At 48.5% G+C, this 18,285-nt stretch carries 14 protein-coding genes; all 14 read left to right on the forward strand.

Annotation, left to right across the window (positions count from 1 at the left end; translation table 11 throughout):
• Positions 1 to 14: 14 nt before the first annotated feature.
• The 14 genes from MHH86_RS15520 (at position 15) to MHH86_RS15585 (ending at position 17,627) form a co-directional block, all read left to right on the forward strand.
• Entirely contained in the window at positions 15 to 800 is a 786-nt protein-coding gene (locus tag MHH86_RS15520) for an amino acid ABC transporter permease (RefSeq protein ID WP_038571132.1), read from the forward strand.
• Positions 797 to 1,507, forward strand: a complete 711-nt coding sequence (locus MHH86_RS15525) for an amino acid ABC transporter permease (RefSeq protein ID WP_036677282.1) — start codon at positions 797 to 799, stop codon at positions 1,505 to 1,507. Before MHH86_RS15520 ends, MHH86_RS15525 begins: the two co-directional genes overlap by 4 nt.
• Positions 1,504 to 2,256 (forward strand): amino acid ABC transporter ATP-binding protein, encoded by a 753-nt coding sequence (locus MHH86_RS15530; protein WP_076317042.1) that lies wholly within the window; start codon positions 1,504 to 1,506, stop codon positions 2,254 to 2,256. The genes MHH86_RS15525 and MHH86_RS15530 overlap by 4 nt, the downstream gene beginning before the upstream one ends.
• Before the next feature lie 11 nt (positions 2,257 to 2,267).
• Positions 2,268 to 3,284, forward strand: a complete 1,017-nt coding sequence (locus MHH86_RS15535; RefSeq protein WP_036677277.1) for an LLM class flavin-dependent oxidoreductase — start codon at positions 2,268 to 2,270, stop codon at positions 3,282 to 3,284.
• A 53-nt stretch (positions 3,285 to 3,337) separates the two neighbouring features.
• Positions 3,338 to 4,519, forward strand: coding sequence for an amidohydrolase (locus MHH86_RS15540; protein ID WP_036677275.1), 1,182 nt, complete (start codon positions 3,338 to 3,340; stop codon positions 4,517 to 4,519).
• Positions 4,516 to 5,688, forward strand: coding sequence for an N-methyl-L-tryptophan oxidase (gene solA / locus MHH86_RS15545; protein ID WP_076317041.1), 1,173 nt, complete (start codon positions 4,516 to 4,518; stop codon positions 5,686 to 5,688). The genes MHH86_RS15540 and solA overlap by 4 nt, the downstream gene beginning before the upstream one ends.
• Positions 5,688 to 6,167 carry a DinB family protein gene (locus tag MHH86_RS15550; RefSeq protein WP_076141226.1) on the forward strand — a complete coding sequence of 160 codons (480 nt, stop codon included), beginning with the start codon at positions 5,688 to 5,690 and terminating at the stop codon, positions 6,165 to 6,167. The genes solA and MHH86_RS15550 overlap by 1 nt, the downstream gene beginning before the upstream one ends.
• A gap of 75 nt (positions 6,168 to 6,242) precedes the next feature.
• Positions 6,243 to 7,589: an LLM class flavin-dependent oxidoreductase gene (locus MHH86_RS15555; protein ID WP_076317040.1), complete on the forward strand. Its 1,347-nt coding sequence runs from the start codon at positions 6,243 to 6,245 to the stop codon at positions 7,587 to 7,589.
• A gap of 211 nt (positions 7,590 to 7,800) precedes the next feature.
• Entirely contained in the window at positions 7,801 to 8,694 is an 894-nt protein-coding gene (locus tag MHH86_RS15560; RefSeq protein ID WP_051490965.1) for an ABC transporter permease subunit, read from the forward strand.
• A gap of 6 nt (positions 8,695 to 8,700) precedes the next feature.
• Positions 8,701 to 9,597: a carbohydrate ABC transporter permease gene (locus MHH86_RS15565; protein ID WP_036677267.1), complete on the forward strand. Its 897-nt coding sequence runs from the start codon at positions 8,701 to 8,703 to the stop codon at positions 9,595 to 9,597.
• A 31-nt stretch (positions 9,598 to 9,628) separates the two neighbouring features.
• Positions 9,629 to 11,314, forward strand: coding sequence for a hypothetical protein (locus tag MHH86_RS15570; RefSeq protein WP_036677265.1), 1,686 nt, complete (start codon positions 9,629 to 9,631; stop codon positions 11,312 to 11,314).
• Between the two features lie 103 nt (positions 11,315 to 11,417).
• Positions 11,418 to 13,208 (forward strand): sensor histidine kinase, encoded by a 1,791-nt coding sequence (locus MHH86_RS15575; protein ID WP_076099203.1) that lies wholly within the window; start codon positions 11,418 to 11,420, stop codon positions 13,206 to 13,208.
• The gene (locus MHH86_RS15580) at positions 13,208 to 14,812 is read left to right on the forward strand and encodes a helix-turn-helix domain-containing protein (protein ID WP_076141227.1); all 1,605 of its coding nucleotides are present in this window, start codon (positions 13,208 to 13,210) and stop codon (positions 14,810 to 14,812) included. Before MHH86_RS15575 ends, MHH86_RS15580 begins: the two co-directional genes overlap by 1 nt.
• Positions 14,813 to 14,822: 10 nt before the next feature.
• Complete coding sequence (locus tag MHH86_RS15585) at positions 14,823 to 17,627, forward strand: glycoside hydrolase family 2 TIM barrel-domain containing protein (protein WP_076317039.1); 2,805 nt, start codon at positions 14,823 to 14,825, stop codon at positions 17,625 to 17,627.
• The last annotated feature ends 658 nt before the right edge of the window (positions 17,628 to 18,285 follow it).

Below are 18,285 nucleotides of genomic sequence, written 5' to 3' on the forward strand. Positions count from 1 at the left end.
AAGGGAGGGAATATATGGGCGCACAGTTTGATATCAGCTTTGTATTTTCGTTTTTGCCTAAGTTACTAGAGACTTTAAGCACCACGCTTCTGATTGTCGCCTGTTCTCTACTGACAGGAATTCTTGTCGGCTTTCTCGTAGCTCTGCCAAGACTTTATAAAGTGCCTGTGTTAAAAACCATCTCCGAAATCTATATTTCTTTTTTTCGGGGAACTCCGATTCTTATCCAGCTCTTCTTGTTTTATTATGGTCTGCCCGAAATTATGAAGCTGGTTCATGTCGATATGACCCGGACTCCCGTGCTTGTTTTTGTGATACTTACTTACGGGCTGCATACGGGGGCATACATGTCCGAAATGATCCGGGCTTCTGTAATGGCGGTGGATAAGGGGCAGGTAGAGGCTGCTTATGCTACAGGAATGACGGGGGTTCAAGCCTTTACGCGAATCGTGCTGCCGCAGGCGCTCGGAATCGCAGTTCCGGTATTCTCCAATCTGGTGATTGCTCTACTGAAAGATACGTCATTGGCCTTTACTCTTGGGGTGATGGAAATGTCAGGTAAAGCACAGACGCTAGGCAGCTTAACTCAGCATTTTATTGAAACGTATATCGCGCTTGCGCTAATCTATCTGGTCATCAGCTTTACAATCGAGAAACTGCTGCTTATAGCAGAACGCCGGCTGCTGCGGCATGAGAAACGGAATACACCGGAGAAAAAATCGTTCAAAATCAACAAAAGCTGGTCCTACCGCCGCATCATTGCTGAACTTGGACCGGGTAAAGGAGGTAGCGGATTATGAAGCTGGACCCATCTTTTATCTGGACTGCTCTGGTGCAAATTTTAAGTGCAATTCCTGTGACCTTATCTATTACTGTTGTCTCAGTACTCATTGGATTTGTGATTGGTGTGGCTGTAGCGTTGATCCGGATATACAGAATTCCGCTGCTGTATCCGCTGGCTGTCGGTTATGTTACGTTCATCCGCGGGACACCGATGCTGACACATCTTTTGCTCATCTATTTTGGGCTTCCCGTATTAATCGATGGTCTGGCGGTACAGTTCGGCTGGAGCTTCAGGTCGGTATCGATTCCCATGATCGGTTTTGCCTATATTTCGTTCTCAATTACAGCGGGAGCCTATATGTCCGAAGTCGTCCGTTCAGGTCTGCTTGCGGTGGATCGCGGTCAGCTGGAAGCGGCCCATTCTATCGGCATGACCACGCCCCAGGCACTGCGGCGGATTGTTTTTCCTCAGGCGCTGGCGGCGAGTCTGCCCAATCTGTCAAATTCGGTAATTGGTATGCTGCATGGATCTACCCTTGCTTTTACCGTTTCGGTGGTGGATATCAATGCTAAGGCGCAAATTGTTGCTTCAACGAACTGGAAGTTTTTTGAGGCTTATCTGGCGGCAGCACTGATTTTCTGGGGACTTACGTTCCTGATCGAACGCGTGACGTCGCTGATTGAAAAAAGAATTAATCTGTACAATCGAGGTGGAGTAGCATGATCAAGCTTGCGCAAATTTCGAAGTCATTCGGTCGGAATCAGGTGCTCAACAATATAGATTTAACGGTGACGAAGGGCGAGGTTGTCGTCATTCTCGGTCCCAGCGGCTCAGGCAAAACGACACTTTTACGCTGTGTGAATTATCTGGAGAAGCCAAGCAGCGGAGAGATCGCCATCGGCGATTTCAAAGTGAACTGCAAGCACGCCCGTAAAAAGGAGATTCATCTGCTCCGGCAAAAAACGGCAATGGTGTTCCAGCAGTACAATTTATTCCGCCATAAAACCGCGCTGGAGAACGTGATGGAGGGACTGTTGATTGTCAAAAAGCTTCTGAAGGAAGAAGCGAAAAAGCGGAGTATTGCTCTACTTGAAAAGGTTGGTCTTGGCAGCAAGCTGGACGCCTATCCAAGTCAGCTGTCCGGAGGCCAGCAGCAGCGGGTTGGCATTGCCCGTGCCTTGGCACTCGAGCCGGAGGTTATATTGTTCGACGAACCCACATCGGCGTTGGACCCAGATTTAGTGGGTGAGGTGCTGGCCGTCATCCGTAAAATTGCCAAGGAAGGCATCACAATGATTGTGGTGACTCATGAAATGGGCTTTGCTCGTGATGTGGCGAATCATGTGGTTTTTATGGACGGAGGCGTCATTGTTGAAGAAGGGACTCCGGCAGAGCTGTTTAACCATCCGCGCGAAGAAAGAACGAGGCAGTTCCTGAAGCGGATCACACCTGAATTTAACTATTCCATATAGGAGGAAAAACAATGGCTATTACAATCAGCGTACTTGATCAAAGTCCGATCTATCCGGGAGAAACGCCGGAGGAAGCATTCCAGCATACAGTCAAGCTGGCACAACTGTCCGAAGAGCTTGGATTCCACCGGTTCTGGGTTTCAGAGCATCATGACTCCGAGCAGGTAGCCGGCTCTTCCCCGGAAGTACTTATCTCACATCTTCTGGCTAAAACAGAGCGAATCCGCATTGGCTCCGGTGGCATCATGCTCCAGCATTACAGCCCGTATAAGGTAGCGGAGAACTTCAATGTGCTGTCTACACTGGCTCCTGGACGAGTGGATCTCGGTGTGGGACGTGCTCCCGGTGGACTCCCGCGCAGCACACAGGCACTGCAGCAGGGAAAAGCTGAAACCCCAGACCTGACGGGCAAAATCATCGAGCTGGAAAAGTATGTACATAACCGCCTCGAAGAAAACCATCCGCTGGCAGGGTTGAAGGCAGGTCCCCTTCCTGGTATTCCTCCCGAGTTGTATGTCCTTGGTGCGAGTGTAAGCAGCGCGGAAATTGCCGCTGAACTGGGGTTACCGTACGTATTCTCCCTGTTTATTAACAGCGATAAGGCGGTAGCGCTGGATGCCATTCGTGCTTACCGCAGCGGTTTTGCTTCTTCACAGGGCAGACAACCGCAAGCGATTATCGCTTTATCGTTAGTGGTGGCTGAGACTGAGGAGGGAGCGAAAGAACTGGCAGGTGCGCATAAGCTGATCCGGATTCAACTGGCGAGCGGGAAGAAGCTGACAGTAGGGACCTTGGAACAGGCGGGAGAATTTGCCCGCCAGAGCAATGAAGCCTACACGATTGAAGAGCTGGAACCGGAGATTACCAAAGGAACTAAATCATCTGTCCGTGAACAGTTGTTGGAACTTTCAGAGGCATCCGGTGTCGAGGAGTTCATCATAACGACGAATGTACAGCCCTTTGACAAACGGCTCCGATCCTTTGAGCTATTGAGCGAAGCAATCGCTGAAGTGGCGGCAGAGGCATAAAGCGGGCGGGCTCGGTATCACACAGGAAATCGTGTAAAGGAGGGTGACTGTATATGACAAGTAAAGCTAAAGAGTTAAGTGCGGAAGCGCTTGAAGAAGAATTAATCGGGATACGCCGTCATCTGCACCGGCACCCGGAACTGTCCAATGAAGAATATGGCACAACAGAATATATCATTTCCCTGCTGGAGCGGGCAGGAGTCAGGATCGTAGAATACGGTCTGTCTACCGGCGTGATCGCAGAGATTGGCGGCAAAAAGCCTGGTTTGGTCATCGCACTGCGCGCAGATATTGATGCCTTGCCAATCCAGGAGGAAAGCGGAGTATCCTTTGCTTCATTATATCCCGGCAAAATGCATGCCTGCGGGCATGATTTCCATACGGCTGCCTTGATTGGTGCCGCCTTTCAATTGAAACAGCGAGAGCAGCAATTACAGGGAACGGTGCGCCTGTTATTCCAACCAGCGGAGGAGAAGGCGCAGGGTGCACAGCGAATCATTGCTAGCGGGGCACTAGAAGACGTCCGGGCAGTGATCGGGCTGCATAACAAGCCAGACCTGCCAGTCGGAACCATCGGTATTAAGGGTGGTCCTTTAATGGCAGCAGCTGACGGGTTTGTGATTGAAGTGCAGGGTGGCAGTTCTCATGCTGCCGTTCCGGAAGCTGGCATAGACCCGATTGTAGCGGCTTCGCATATTGTGACGGCATTCCAGTCCATTGTAAGTCGCAATGTCAGTCCACTGCAGAGTGCGGTGGTCAGTGTGACGCAGATTCACAGCGGCAATTCATGGAACATTATCCCCGAAAAAGCCGTGCTTGAAGGGACGATCCGCACCTTTGATGAAACGGTGCGCAGCAAAGTGCTGAACCGGTTTCAGGAAGTGGCGGTCGGTGTAGCAGCGGCTCTTGGAGCAGAAGCTACCGTTCGCTGGATAGAAGGGCCACCTCCGGTTATCAACGACCCCTCCCTAGCAGCGCTTGGAGTTGAATCGGTCGAAGCTCTTGGTTACCGAGAGATTCAGCCAGAGCTTTCTCTGGCTGGAGAGGATTTCGCCTTCTATCAGCGCGTGGTACCCGGACTGTTCGTTTTTGTTGGTACTGAAGGAAGCCAGGAATGGCATCATCCGGCCTTCAATCTGGATGAACGTGCACTCCCTGTGGCAGCACGTTTCCTTGCGGATGTAGCTGTTCGTTCCCTAGTGCAGTACAGTCCCGATGGAGGTGCAGAATTATAGCTGAATATAACAGTTACGATGTAATTATCGTCGGCGCAGGCTCGATGGGCATGAGCGCCGGTTACTATCTTGCGAGGCGCGGAGTGAAGACGCTGCTAATTGATGCCTTTGATCCTCCACATACACAGGGAAGCCATCACGGGGAAACCCGGCTGATCCGGCACGCTTACAGTGGTGATCCCGCTTACATTGATTTGGCTCTGCGGGCAGATCGTTTATGGAAAGAAGCCGAGCAGTTGAGCGGAATAGAACTGCTTGTCCGCTCGGGCGTATTGAATCTAGCAGATAGTGCAGTGTATTCCTTCAGCGGTCGTCTCGCGGAAGCGAAGAAACGGAAGGTGCAGGTTCAGCATCTGGATGCCGGAGAGATCCGGCGGCGCTGGCCGGGATTGAACATTCCAGAAACATTCGCAGCAATGTATGAACCAGATGCCGGGTATTTGTACAGCGAGCGCTGTATCTCCGCCTACCGCCAGCTTGCCCTTGGACAGGGTGCGGAGCTGTTGACGAACACTTCGGTAGTAAACATCACCGCCCGCGAAGGCAGTGTGACAGTTCATACAACAAACGGCGATTATCACGGAGCGTCAGCTATCCTTAGTGCCGGAGCCTGGTTTGGTGCGTTGGCGCCTTTTGTGCATTTGCCAATCAAGGCGATCCGCAAAGTTGTGGGCTGGTTTGAGAGCTCACCTGCTTTTGCAGCCGGTAACTTCCCTGGCTTCACGCTAGGGGCTGAGGAAGGTGGCTATTATGGCTTTCCCAGCATTGATGGAACCGGTCTGAAGATCGGCCGGCACGATACGGGGCTGGAATGGAAACCAGGCACACTACTTGCTCCCTTTGGCAGTGAAGCCAGCGATGAGCAAGACCTTCGTAGAGTACTGGAGTCTTATATGCCGGGTGCAGCTGGCCGATTACTTAAAGGTTCTGTATGCAAATATGAGCATACGCCTGATGAAGATTTCATTATTGACCGCCATCCGCTCCACTCCAATGTGCTGGTAGCCGGAGGGTTCTCAGGGCATGGTTTTAAATTTTCTAGTGTTGTAGGTGAAATACTTGCTGATATGGCGACAAGTGGAGCTACCAACCACAACATCCAACCTTTTTCGTTATCACGTTTTGCACCTGATCATTCGCAAGCAGGCTTTATATTGGAGGGGATTTAATGAGCAAAGTTCAAATCAGTAATTTTTTAAGTACTTACAACCAGCTGGTGCATGCAACTGCAGGGTTAACAGAGGAACAGCTGAAATGGAAGGCGGAACCAACAAGTTGGAGTGTCACTGAGGTGCTGGCTCATCTAGCTGATCACAGCATTGTGGTTTCGTTCCGCATCCGTGATATTCTCGCTGCTACAACTGCGCAGCTGCCAGTCTTCAATCAGGACGCTTGGGTCAGCGGCCAGTACGCCAACAGTGGTTATGCTTCCGATAGCCTGGAGTTGTTCCGCAGCCTGCTTTATTATAACAGTCTATTGTTTGAACGGCTCAGCGCAGAGGATTGGGAGAAAAGCGGGATTAACTTCAAGGGGGAGATCGTGAAAATTTTCGATATCGTCCATAGCTTCACCGCACATGTGGAAAGGCATCTTGGCCAGATCGAGCGAATCAAGCAGGGCGTTGCCAATGCATCGTTCGTGCAATAAATGCTTATAAAGTGAGTTTTGCACAAAGTAAAACCTGGGAATCGTATGCTCACAAAACTTTTAGGAGGAATGAACATGACCAAACCAAAACAACTGAAGCTAGGCGCACTGCTGCATGGAGTAGGAGGCAGCACGTCGATGTGGCGCCATCCTGATGCTAAGCCGGATGCAAGTGTAAACTTTGAATTATACAAAGCGTGGGTACAGAAGGCAGAAGAAGGCAAGCTGGATCTGATCTTCATCGCAGACGGTTTGTACATTAATGAAAAGTCTATTCCGCATTTCCTTAACCGGTTTGAGCCGCTGACCATCCTTAGCGCACTCGCCGCCGTCAGCACCAACATCGGTCTGGTTGGTACCCTGTCCACCTCCTACAGTGAACCGTTTACTGTCGCGCGTCAATTCGGCTCACTGGATGTAATCAGCGGAGGCCGGGCCGGCTGGAATGTGGTGACTTCACCGCTGGAAGGCTCTGCCTCTAATTACAGCAAAAAAGAGCATCCTGACCATGGCAAGCGCTACCGCATTGCTACCGAATATTTGCAGGTGACGCGCGGATTATGGGATTCCTGGGAAGATGATGCGTTTGTCCGAGACAAGGAATCAGGTGTATTCTTTGATCCGCAAAAAATGCATACCCTGGACCATCAAGGTGAGTTCTTCTCCGTGAAGGGACCGCTCAATATTGCTCGTTCGAAGCAGGGGCAGCCAGTCGTGTTTCAGGCAGGTTCCTCAGAAGTTGGTAAAAATTACGCCTCAAAGGAAGCGGATGCTATCTTCACTGGCCACGAAACGCTAGAAGATGCCCAGGCATTCTATAGCGATGTTAAGACACGGGTAGCTTCATTTGACCGGGATCCGAATGAGGTGCTGATCTTTCCTGGCATTGCACCAATCATTGGCGACACACCAGAGGAAGCAGAGCGCAAATATCAGGAGGTTGCTGGTCTCGTGACGATTGAGAATGCACTGAACTATTTGGGCAGATTCTTCGAGCATCATGATTTCTCGCAATATCCGCTGGATGCACCGTTCCCTGAGCTTGGCGAGTTGGGGCGCAATAGTTTTCAGAGCGGCACGGATAAAATCAAAAAGGACGCGAAGGAGAGAGGCTTAACACTAAGACAGGTCGCCTTACAATCCGCTACCCCGCGTAGCAGCTTTATTGGCACACCTGAGCAAGTGGCGGATCAGATTCAAACCTGGTTTGAGGGTGGAGGAGCAGACGGATTTATGATCACAGCTGCTGTTCCTAACGGACTGGAGGAATTCGTCGATCGGGTAGTGCCGATTCTGCAAGAGCGGGGTCTGTTCCGCACTGAATACGAAAGTAGCACCCTGCGTGGAAATCTCGGTATTCCATTGCCTGAGAACCGCTATTCCAAGGCATCTCAACCGGCAGGGCATAAAGCCATACATTAACAATAATATTAATTTGAATTTCAATATTTAGCTTTCGTCATAAAAAATGTAACGCAGCCGTTTAAGGCTGCGTTTATTTGCGTGCGCGCGGAGCTTGTCTATCAACGTAAGCGCTTTAAATATCCAATCAGAGCAATAGATAACCAATCACTGTTATATAGGCAGGGTTCCCGCTGCAGCTTATGATAGAAATATCAAGGAGGGATGTAAATTGTACGCTAAGTTCTACAAGTACCGATGGCAATATTTAATGATTCTTCCGGGAGTTCTGTTGCTATTTCTGTTCAGCTATATTCCGATGGCAGGGATTCAGGTCGCCTTCCGCGACTTTCAGATTGGCACCTCGATCTGGAATAGCGTATGGGTGGGATTAGACAACTTTTCTTTCCTGCAAGATCCCCAGTTTTTAACTGTTGTCAAAAACACGTTATATATATCCGTGCTTAAGTTCATCTTCGGATTCCCGGCACCGATTCTGCTGGCGCTGGTGATTAACGAGGTAACCCGGCCTGTATTTAAACGATTCGTGCAATCGGTCAGCTATTTGCCACATTTTTTCTCATGGATTGTAGTCGCTTACATCCTGCAGTCTTTTCTGACTTTGGATGGTGGGCTGGTCAATCAGTTCATCGAGAAAGCAGGTGGTGATCCCGTATTTTTTCTAGGTTCCACGGAGTGGTTCCGGCCCATGGTTATATTAAGCGGCTTGTGGAAAGAGACCGGCTGGAACACGATTCTCTATCTGGCTGCGATCACAACGATTGATCCGCAATTGTATGAGTCCGCCAAAGTAGAGGGTGCAGGAAAGCTAGCCCAGATTCGGCATATCACCTTCCCGGGTATTCTACCGACAATATCGATTGTGCTAATTCTGAGTATCCCAAGCCTGATTTCAGTAGGGATGGATCAGATTTATCCGCTGATGAATTCTGCTAATCAAGGGGTCGCGGATGTACTGGATACGTATATCATCCGCAACGGATTGCAGCAGGGATATTTTGGGATGGCGACCGCAGTAGGACTGTTATCCTCAGTGATCAGCTTGATATTGGTTGTTTCGACTAATCAGTTATCCAGAAAAATAAATGGTGAAGGATTATGGTGATGGCATATGAAGCTCAGCAGAGGTGAAAAAATAGCTCAATACGTCATCGTCATAGTACTGGCCGGTCTGTGCTTGTCTGTACTATATCCATTCCTGTACATGCTGGCAATCTCACTGAATGACGGTGCAAGTGCAGCCAAAGGTGGCGTGTATCTATGGCCCAAGAATTTCACATTAATAAATTATGAGATCGTATTAGGAAATGAAATTATCCGGCAGTCTTATCTAATTACAATCGCTAGGACAGTCATTGGCACATTCGCAGGACTTATCGTCACACTTCTGGTGGCATTTGGCTTGTCCTACCGCGGTCTTCCCTTAAGAAGCACGATACTAGGCTATATTCTTTTAACCATGTTATTCAGTGGAGGACTGGTTCCTTTCTATATTCAGCTTAATAATCTCGGGCTTATCAACACGTTCTGGGTGTATATTTTCCCCGGGCTGTTCTCGGTCTGGAACATGTTTGTCATGCTGAAGTTTATACAGGGAATCCCTGAAGCTCTGGTAGAATCCGCTGAACTAGATGGAGCCGGTCCTGTTCGTACTCTGATTCAGATTATTATTCCACTCTCTCAACCTATGCTTGCAGCGCTGGGACTGTTTACCGCAGTGGGACACTGGAATGATTGGTTCGCCGGTGCTTTCTTCGTCACGAAGCAGAATCTGATTCCGGTGCAGACCTTCCTGCAGCAATTGCTCGCTGCTCAGGATTTATCCGCTGTCCTTGGCTCGAATACCAACCAGGAAGCTTTGGCGAGGAGCTCACAAATGCAGAATATTACGCTGATGTCGATTAAGATGGCAGTCGTTATGGTGAGTGCAATCCCCATCCTGTGCGTGTATCCGTTCCTGCAGAAATATTTTGTGAAAGGAGTTCTTGTAGGGTCAGTAAAAGGTTGATCTACAATAATAGAACAGGGGGAATTAAACAATGATGATCAAAAAAACGGGTCTAGTCGCCTTGGCTGCAGCAACCTTACTGATGTCTATTGCCGGATGCTCCGGATCAGGTGGGAATACTGCGAACAAGCCTGGAAGTGACAATGAAACGTCAAATAACCAGCCCGCCAGTGGCTCGACTTCCTTTAATCTCTGGCTCGGATGGACGGCAACCATCAATAATGATAGTTTGGTCCAGAAATATTGGCGTGAACAGGAGCCTGGAGTAAATGTGAAGCTGGAAACCACTCAAGGCGACGCGATGACTGCACTTAATTTGAAGATAAACACTGGCGGCTTTGAGGATGCAGCTATCTTCAGCCGAAACGAAACGGTCAAAAGCGCGATGAACCGGTCGAAACAGCTTATGCCGCTAGAGCAGTATTTCGACATGCCTGACAAATATCCAGGACTTGCGTCTATTCCAAAGCAGTATCTGGAACTTATGAAGGATAATGAGGGCCATATCTGGTCCATACCTACCTGGTTTGACCAAAACCCGGAAGATCCGTGGCCAGGTTGGGCATCTCAAGCCTGGATTGTCAGAAGTGATGTGCTGGAGAAAACAGGTATGACCAAAGAGGACTTAGCAACGTTAGAAGGAGTTGAGACCTTCCTTCGGAAAGCTGCAGAAGAGAAGGATGCTTCCGGCAAATCGCTGATTCCTCTATCATTCCTGATGGACACTAGTGATAATCTGGGCTGGAGCGATGAAAACGCAATTTTGACAGCATTTGGGGTGACTACAGCAGGTAATGGCGTTGACAAACGCGGCGATGATTTTGTATTCGCTTACGACGATCCCAATTATAAAGCAGCTTATCAATGGATGAACAAGATGTACCAGGAGAAGTTGATCGATCCAGAGGTCGTTACCAGCAAAAAAGAACAGTATACAGAAAAGAACAAATCAGGTCGTATTGCCTTCAATGTCGGCAGCTTCTGGAACATTCCTGCCTCAGCCTGGGAGACATTGGACGGCCCAACAGAGCCAGGGTGGTTTTACGAAGCGATCCCTTTTCCTAAAGTGGATGGTGTAGAGAAAGTCGGAATTAATCAGGTTACCAATCCGAATCCAGGCTATGATGTCTATGTTAGTGAAAAAACTAAAAATCTGGAAGCTATTCTGAAATTCTTCGATTATACCTTGCAGCCGAAACCCGAACAGCAGCAGGTCATTAATGAAGGACCGGCGGGATTATACTGGGATTGGATTGATCAACCGTTGGGCAAATGGAAATTCACAGACGAAACCTACAAGACGAGCCGCAATTCCGGAGACACCGCACAAAAAGCTAAAGTCACCCCGGAGCTTTACATGACTGCCTCTTACAGCAATGAATGGTACCCATGGTGGAACACAGAGGATGCAGGAAAAGCCGGAGCTGCTAAGACAATTAAGTTCACAGAAGCTATCGGCAAAATGGGAACGATCCGCGTGGCAGAGCCTTATGATCTATTCCAGATGAAACAGGGCGGCGCATGGGAGAAATATTCACCGGAGATCGAAAATATCCGCAAGGAATATCGAGCCAAGCTTTTAATGGCCAAAGACGAGGGGCAATTCGAGAAGAATTGGAGCGATTTCCAAGCAGCACTAGAGAAGCGTGGGCACTGGAGTGAAGTCAAGCAGGAGTGGCTGGATACGTACAAGGAGGAAGTAACCGCCTTGCAATAGACAACCGTGATGCTCTTTCAGTCACGGATCTTAAACGATAAAAAAATTAATGGAGCACCTCTCACTTGGAGGGGGCTCCCTTTGCACTTCATGGGGGGAATCTATGATTAAACAACAAATAGAGAAATGGATCATCCGTATGACCCGTTCTATGAACCTGAGGAGTAAGATTGTATTATTCTACGGACTAATTGTATTTCTCCCCACCGTACTGCTGGCTGCAGGTGCAGGGTACATGATGCTACATACGGTGCGGGCCAATTATATGCTGACGATCAGGGAAGCCGTTCGGCAAAGTGCGCAGAGTATTGAATTCAGGAAGCAAAGCTATGATCTGCTGGCTACCCGGACGGCTACGGATGGTGAGCTGATCTCTAGATTAGCCAGGGACTATGCGGATATCGATGAACAATTGGGTACGGTCAATTATGTGGACCGTTCCTTCCTGCTCACCAGTAAATACTTGCCAGGTATTGAGAATTTCCGGATCTATCATACCAACGATACACTAGTGCAAGATGGAGGGCTTCTGTGGAAGCCGGAAAAACGGAGCCTTTCGGGAATTCGAGAGCGGGAATGGTATACGAAAATGCTTCGCACAACAGACAATCTGGTATGGACTAATGCAGCGGACGACAGGACTAAGCTAGTAGTATCCCATAAAATTCTGAACGCATATGGAGATGTTTACGGGATTGTGTACCTGTTACTGAACTATAACGGTGTCTTCATGGAATCGTTCGAGCATCCTTTTGAAGGGGCCGGAGAATTGTATATTGTTGACGACAACGAACGAATTATTGCATCCTCGGAGCCCTCTGAAATTGGCAGCCGGTTATCCTCATCCTCCTTAGGTCAGTACTGGAATAACTCGTTGGAAACATCGGCTACAAAAAGCGGGATGATGCTGATCACTCAGGAGATTAAGTCTGGCTGGACGGTTGCCGCGCTTGTGCATCTTGACAGACTGGAGGAGCAGTCTACGCGGATTATGTACTATATCGGAGCAGGTATTGCATTTTTCCTGCTGTTGTCCATCTTTCTAATCATGATTGTACTTAAAAATGTGATTTGGCGGATCCGCAAGCTGGGCACCCGAATGACAGATATCTCACAGGGCTATTTCGAAGTTACAGTGAGAAACCGTGACAACGATGAGCTGGGTGAGCTTGAGGTATTGTTCAATTCCATGTCTGGCCGTTTGAGAAAACTGGTCGAAGAACATACAGAGGCCATGCTCAAAGAGCGGGAGCAATCATTCAGGGCGTTGCAGGCACAGATTAACCCTCATTTCATTTATAATTCGCTAAGTCTGATCCGTTGGCGGGCATTAGATCAGCAGGACGAATTGCAAATCCGAACCATAGATGCGCTGACGACATTCTATCGGCTGGCACTCAATAACCGGGTTAATGTGACGCTGATCCGTGACGAAATTGAGCATCTTAAGGCGTATATCGAAATTCAGCAGCTGCGTTATCCCGGTCAGGTATCCGTAGAGTGGCTGGTAGAGCCTGACGTTCTTGACTTGTACAGCATTAAGCTGATCCTACAGCCTACGGTCGAGAACTGTTATCTGCACGGGGGCATCACAACTAGAACTCATGCTTTTATACAAATTACGATCAAACGAGTGGAGAATACGGTGCAGTTTCAGATTTTTGATAATGGAAAAGGGATTGGCAGTGAGAAGCTGGAACAGATCCGTACCGGCAGCTACACGGGTACGCAAAACGGATTCGGGATGAACAATATCCGTGAACGTCTTGCATTGTATTTTGGCACAGAGGGCGGCTTTGAGATTGACAGTGTAGAAGACGAATGGACTTGTGTAACCATTGATATCCCTGTTTGCAAGGAAAGTCCTGAGATAAAAAAGGGGGATGGAGCTTAATGCGGGCATTAATTGTCGACGACGAGCCTATGCAGATTCAAGGGCTTCTTCGTCATATTGGCTGGAAAGCTCTGGGGTATGAGGAACCGTTAACTGCATTATCTGGTGAAGAAGCACTAACAATCCTAGGAGAAACTCTTGTGGATGTGCTGATCGCTGACGTCTCGATGCCCGGTATGACAGGGATCGAACTGCTCGCAAGATGCAGAGCGGATTATCCGTTACTCCAGTCTTTACAGACTGTGATGATCAGTGGATATGACGAGTTTGAATTTGTGCAGGAGGCTATACATCTGGGAGCTAAAGCTTACGTTCTGAAGCCCATCAAGACGGAAGAACTCGAAATGAAACTGGCTGCGTTCAGAGAAGTAGTTGAGAAGAAAAAACAGATTGAACAGGAAACCACTGTACTTAGGGAGAAAGTAACAGAGAGCTATGAGGTGCTGCAGGAACGTTTCGTCAAAGATATGGTCGAAGGCTGGATCCACAGTGATGAGCTGCTCGAATCCTGGCGGCGTCTGCTGGATCTGCCTAATGGGGAATGGCAGGCAACATTATTCCTGTTCGGATATGACCGCAGGTTTCTAGATAATCCGCATGATGCCAAGGATCGGATCCTGCTTAGCGAAGGGCTATTGAACTGCGTTAAGACTGGTCTATCTGGCTTCTCCGGTACCTATATAGGGAAGACAGGAGCGGATGAATTGGCCGTCATTGTGCTGAACGCAACGCCATTGATGCGGGCAAGACTTGAGAAGCAGCTTGCGTTTATCCAAGATATCCTAAGAGAGCAGTATAAAGCCTCCGTCTCGGTCGGAATCAGCAGAGAGTGTTTGTTCTGGACGGAAATACCGTTGCTGTATAAGGAAGTAAGGCATATGATGACCGGTGCCAGGCTGGCCGGCTACGGACAAATCCTCTATTTCAACCGGAACTTGATGAATGAATATCATGATTTCCGGTTGCGTGAAGAATACATTCCGGAAATCGTTAAGCTACTGGACAGAGGAGAGAGCGATAAAGCTTCCGCATATTTCAATCATGCTTTCGAAGTGTTACTTGCGCGAGAGCCTGTATCCTTTTCCTATGTGCAGGCTTTCGGAATGGGTTTGCTTAGCGAACTAGCCAGAAAACTGAAGCGTATACATGAAAAGGATACAGAGATGAACATCCTCATGTGGCAGCGGCTGATCGACTGTACAGGCGTAGATGAAGTCAGGAAGGTCGTACTGGAATATTTGGCGCAATATGCTAAGCTTAATCAAAGAGAGCAGGTCGCTCAGCAGCATAACCTTATCCAGCGGGTCGCCCGCCAACTGGAGGAGCATCTGCATGAGAACATGACTGTAAAGCAGCTTGCTGAGCAGTTTCACTTGAATCACAGCTATTTAAGTGTTCTCTTCAAGAAAGAAATGGGCCGTACGATTTCCGACTTCGTGCAGGAAGCGCGTATGAACAAAGCCAAGGAACTACTTCGTGACCCCAATATTAAGGTCTACGAGGTTGCCGAGCAAGTGGGCTTTCAAACCGCGGCTTATTTTACCTTCCTTTTTAAGAAAACAACCGGCACTACACCTCAGGAGTTCAGAGATTATCATTATTAGGAGTGATATTTTGCAGACAAAGATCAGCCTGAAAGGCGAATGGAAGTTGCAATTGGATGAGGGAAATCAAGGACTGACATTGCCTTTTACAGATGTTATCACACTGCCGGGAACAACGTCCTACGCACGCAAAGGTTCGAAGAACGAGGATGTTTTAGTAAGCGCATTAACGGATGAGTATTTGTTTGAAGGGCAAGTCTGGTATTCAAAAGAGGTCGTCATTCCGGAAGAACTAGCCGGCAAAGTCTGCTTCCTATATTTGGAACGCACGAGGCTGACGACTCTATGGCTGGACAATCAGGAAATAGGCAGCCGTAACAGTCTGAACACCCCACATATATACGAGTTGCCGCAGCTTCAACCTGGGAATCATACGCTCACCATCCGTGTGGACAATACGGGTTACCCAACCAAAGGTGGACATTTAACGTCGCAGGATACCCAGACTAACTGGAATGGGATTACCGGACGTATGGAGCTTCAGTTCTACGGTGAGTCACGGCTCAGCGGCATCCGGCTCGATCCGGATCTCTCAGCCCGCTCAGTCCGAATCACGGCAACCTTGGACAGCAGGAACGAATCTATATTTACAGTGTCTGCGCAGAGCTTCAACAGCGACAATACACATGCTGTGGACGAGCGGGAGTACCCAGTCTCACCGGGTCGTTTTTCCGTCAACTATGAGCTTGGTCAAGACGCGCTGCTCTGGAGTGAAGGCGCTCCCAATCTTTATAACATAAACCTTGTTTTGAAAGACAGCGATGGATATATAATGGACCGACAGGAGCTCGTTTTTGGATTGAAGGAATTCCGGGCAGAGGGCGATAAGTTTACAATCAACGGAGAAAAAACCTTCCTCCGCGGCAAACATGACGGCCTGATCTTCCCGCTAACCGGTTATGCCCCGACTGACGTCGAGGAATGGGTAAGAATCCTGGGCATCTCCAAGTCTTACGGCATCAATCATTATCGCTTTCATACCTGCTGTCCGCCGGAAGCTGCTTTCACCGCAGCGGATATGCTCGGTATCTACATGCAACCAGAGCTTCCATTCTGGGGAACAATCACAGAAGAAACCGACGAGGGACATAATCAAGCGGAGCAGGACTATCTGATCAGCGAAGGCTATGCCATACTTCAGGCTTTTGGCAATCACCCCTCCTTCGTGATGATGTCGCTTGGCAACGAGCTATGGGGCAGCAAAGCCAAGATTGATTCCTTCCTAAAGGACTATAAAGCATTTGATAACCGGATTCTCTATACACAGGGGTCCAATAACCACCAATGGGTGCCAGAAATTCTGGAACATGACGATTTCTTCAGCGGCGTGCGCTTCTCCAGAGATCGGCTGTTCAGAGGTTCCTATGCGATGTGTGATGCTCCATTAGGTCATGTCCAGATCGATCTGCCAGGCACGATGAAAGACTATGACGATCAGATCGTCCCTCAGGATTTCTTCAACGGAGAGGGGATGGAAGCTGCCGCTGGCGGAGAGATTCAGATCCAGTATGGTACGGAAGCCAAGACGGTGAAGGCTGGAGACGCTTCCGCAGAATGGATACCGCACATTCCGGTAATCTCGCATGAGATCGGACAGTATGCTACCTATCCTAATTATGAGGAAATCGATAAATACAACGGTCCGCTCAAAGCTGAGAATTTCAAAATTTTCCGTGAACGACTGGAAAGTAAAGGGTTGGGTCATTTGGCCGCCAAATATTTTGAATCCTCGGGGCAACTGGCAGTAGCTTGCTACAAAGAGGAACTTGAGGCGGCATTCCGCTCCCGGCGGCTTGCGGGCTTCCAACTGCTTGATTTGCAGGATTTCAGTGGCCAGGGAACGGCGCTGGTGGGTGTCCTCGACGCCTTTATGGATTCCAAAGGAGTGATAAGTCCTGAGGACTGGCGAACTTTTTGTAATGATGCCGTTCTGTTGGCAAGATTCCCTAAGTATAACTATGTCTCTGGTGAATCGTTCGATGCCCATGTTGAACTGAGCTGTTTCCGCAGTGGTATGCCGAGTGCATTTGAATTGCATTGGGAGCTTACCGCGGATAATGGTATTCTCGCCGCAGGTTCAACCGAGGTGGACGTACCTGCAGGAACGAATTATATCGATATCTGCGATCTGGCAATAAAACTACCTGAAGTTGACCGTATGAGTACTATCGTATTGTCCCTCTCCATACAGGGAACAGATATCCGTAAGAGTTACAACCTGTGGATTTATCCAGTGAAGAGTGGCAACATGCTGGAAGGTGTCCATGTCTTCGACAAGCTGTCTGATGATGCGCTTGCATTGCTGGAGCAAGGTGAGAATGTGCTGCTTATGCCGAAACCGGAATCTCTCCAAAATGCCGTTGAAGGTTATTACTGCACAGATTTCTGGTGTTATCCAATGTTCCGCTCGATCTCAGAGAGCATGAACCGGCCAGTACCCATTGGTACTATGGGGCTGTTGATTGATAACAAGCACCCGGTGCTTCGTGAGTTCCCGAGCGAGGAATATTCTACCTATCCCTGGTGGAGTATTGTTGAGAATTCGAAATCGCTCATCATGGATGCAGCTGACCGCGATTGGAATCCCGTTGTGCAGACTATCGATAATTTTGAACGCAATCATAAGCTGAGTTTCCTAGTGGAATGCAGTGTAGGAGCAGGCAACCTGCTGATATGCGCATTGGATGCTGATAAGGTTAGCGATACGCCGGAAGGCAGACAGTTCTTATTCAGTCTTGCGGGTTATATGAAATCAGATGATTTCAAGCCACAGTACAAGGCGAATGTTGCAGAACTTCTTGAGCTGATCCAATAGGCAGAGGCAGGCGATTGCTAAGGTTACCTGTCAAATTTCATATGGATGAATAGTCCAATGGGGCTACAGTGAAAACTACGTTCTCCACTTGAGTAAAACAGACTGTCGCATCGTAAAAAACTGAAGAGCAGCGATTCTCTTAATGAAGAGAGATTCGCTGCTCTTAGTTTTTTGCTGCTTTTAGTTTATTGGTAGCCGCCAGCTTCAACAGTGTCATCGTTATCTGAGCCTCTGAGGGTTTCGGACTCAGATGACACTATTTTCTGATTTTCAGCCTTGTGAACAACATTTCGGACTCCAGTGACGCTATTGCTTATAAAGAGGTTCATATGTGGTATATTTCATGCAAATAGTGGCTATGAAGACCGTTAGCCTACCAAAAGTGCAATAATACTGCATTTAGCGTCATCTATGTCCGATAGGTGGTGCTACATTGTTGCAATAGTTCTTAAAACTTCTATCGAACAAAAAGTAAAGGAGTTCACCAAGCAGCCTTTCGCGGCTGAAGGGAACTCCTTTTTTCGCGTTCGACGTATTACACGTATTGGTAAAGCACGGGAGTCAGAGGCTCCGAAACAAAACAAGCCTTAAAAAGTCACCTCTATAGATGATTGCTGATAACCCTCACTCCAGCCTAGAGGGGTTGTTTGTGTTTATC

It is taken from the genome of Paenibacillus sp. FSL F4-0097 (assembly GCF_038593125.1).
Taxonomy (GTDB): domain Bacteria; phylum Bacillota; class Bacilli; order Paenibacillales; family Paenibacillaceae; genus Paenibacillus_AQ; species Paenibacillus_AQ odorifer.

Coding starts and splice junctions, on each gene's coding strand:
- MHH86_RS15550 (WP_076141226.1), top strand. CDS start 5,688: ATGAGCAAAGTTCAAATCAGTAATTTTTTAAGTACTTACAACCAGCTG.
- MHH86_RS15555 (WP_076317040.1), top strand. CDS start 6,243: ATGACCAAACCAAAACAACTGAAGCTAGGCGCACTGCTGCATGGAGTA.
- MHH86_RS15565 (WP_036677267.1), top strand. CDS start 8,701: ATGAAGCTCAGCAGAGGTGAAAAAATAGCTCAATACGTCATCGTCATA.
- MHH86_RS15575 (WP_076099203.1), top strand. CDS start 11,418: ATGATTAAACAACAAATAGAGAAATGGATCATCCGTATGACCCGTTCT.
- MHH86_RS15580 (WP_076141227.1), top strand. CDS start 13,208: ATGCGGGCATTAATTGTCGACGACGAGCCTATGCAGATTCAAGGGCTT.
- MHH86_RS15530 (WP_076317042.1), top strand. CDS start 1,504: ATGATCAAGCTTGCGCAAATTTCGAAGTCATTCGGTCGGAATCAGGTG.
- MHH86_RS15520 (WP_038571132.1), top strand. CDS start 15: ATGGGCGCACAGTTTGATATCAGCTTTGTATTTTCGTTTTTGCCTAAG.
- MHH86_RS15525 (WP_036677282.1), top strand. CDS start 797: ATGAAGCTGGACCCATCTTTTATCTGGACTGCTCTGGTGCAAATTTTA.
- MHH86_RS15570 (WP_036677265.1), top strand. CDS start 9,629: ATGATGATCAAAAAAACGGGTCTAGTCGCCTTGGCTGCAGCAACCTTA.
- MHH86_RS15540 (WP_036677275.1), top strand. CDS start 3,338: ATGACAAGTAAAGCTAAAGAGTTAAGTGCGGAAGCGCTTGAAGAAGAA.
- MHH86_RS15535 (WP_036677277.1), top strand. CDS start 2,268: ATGGCTATTACAATCAGCGTACTTGATCAAAGTCCGATCTATCCGGGA.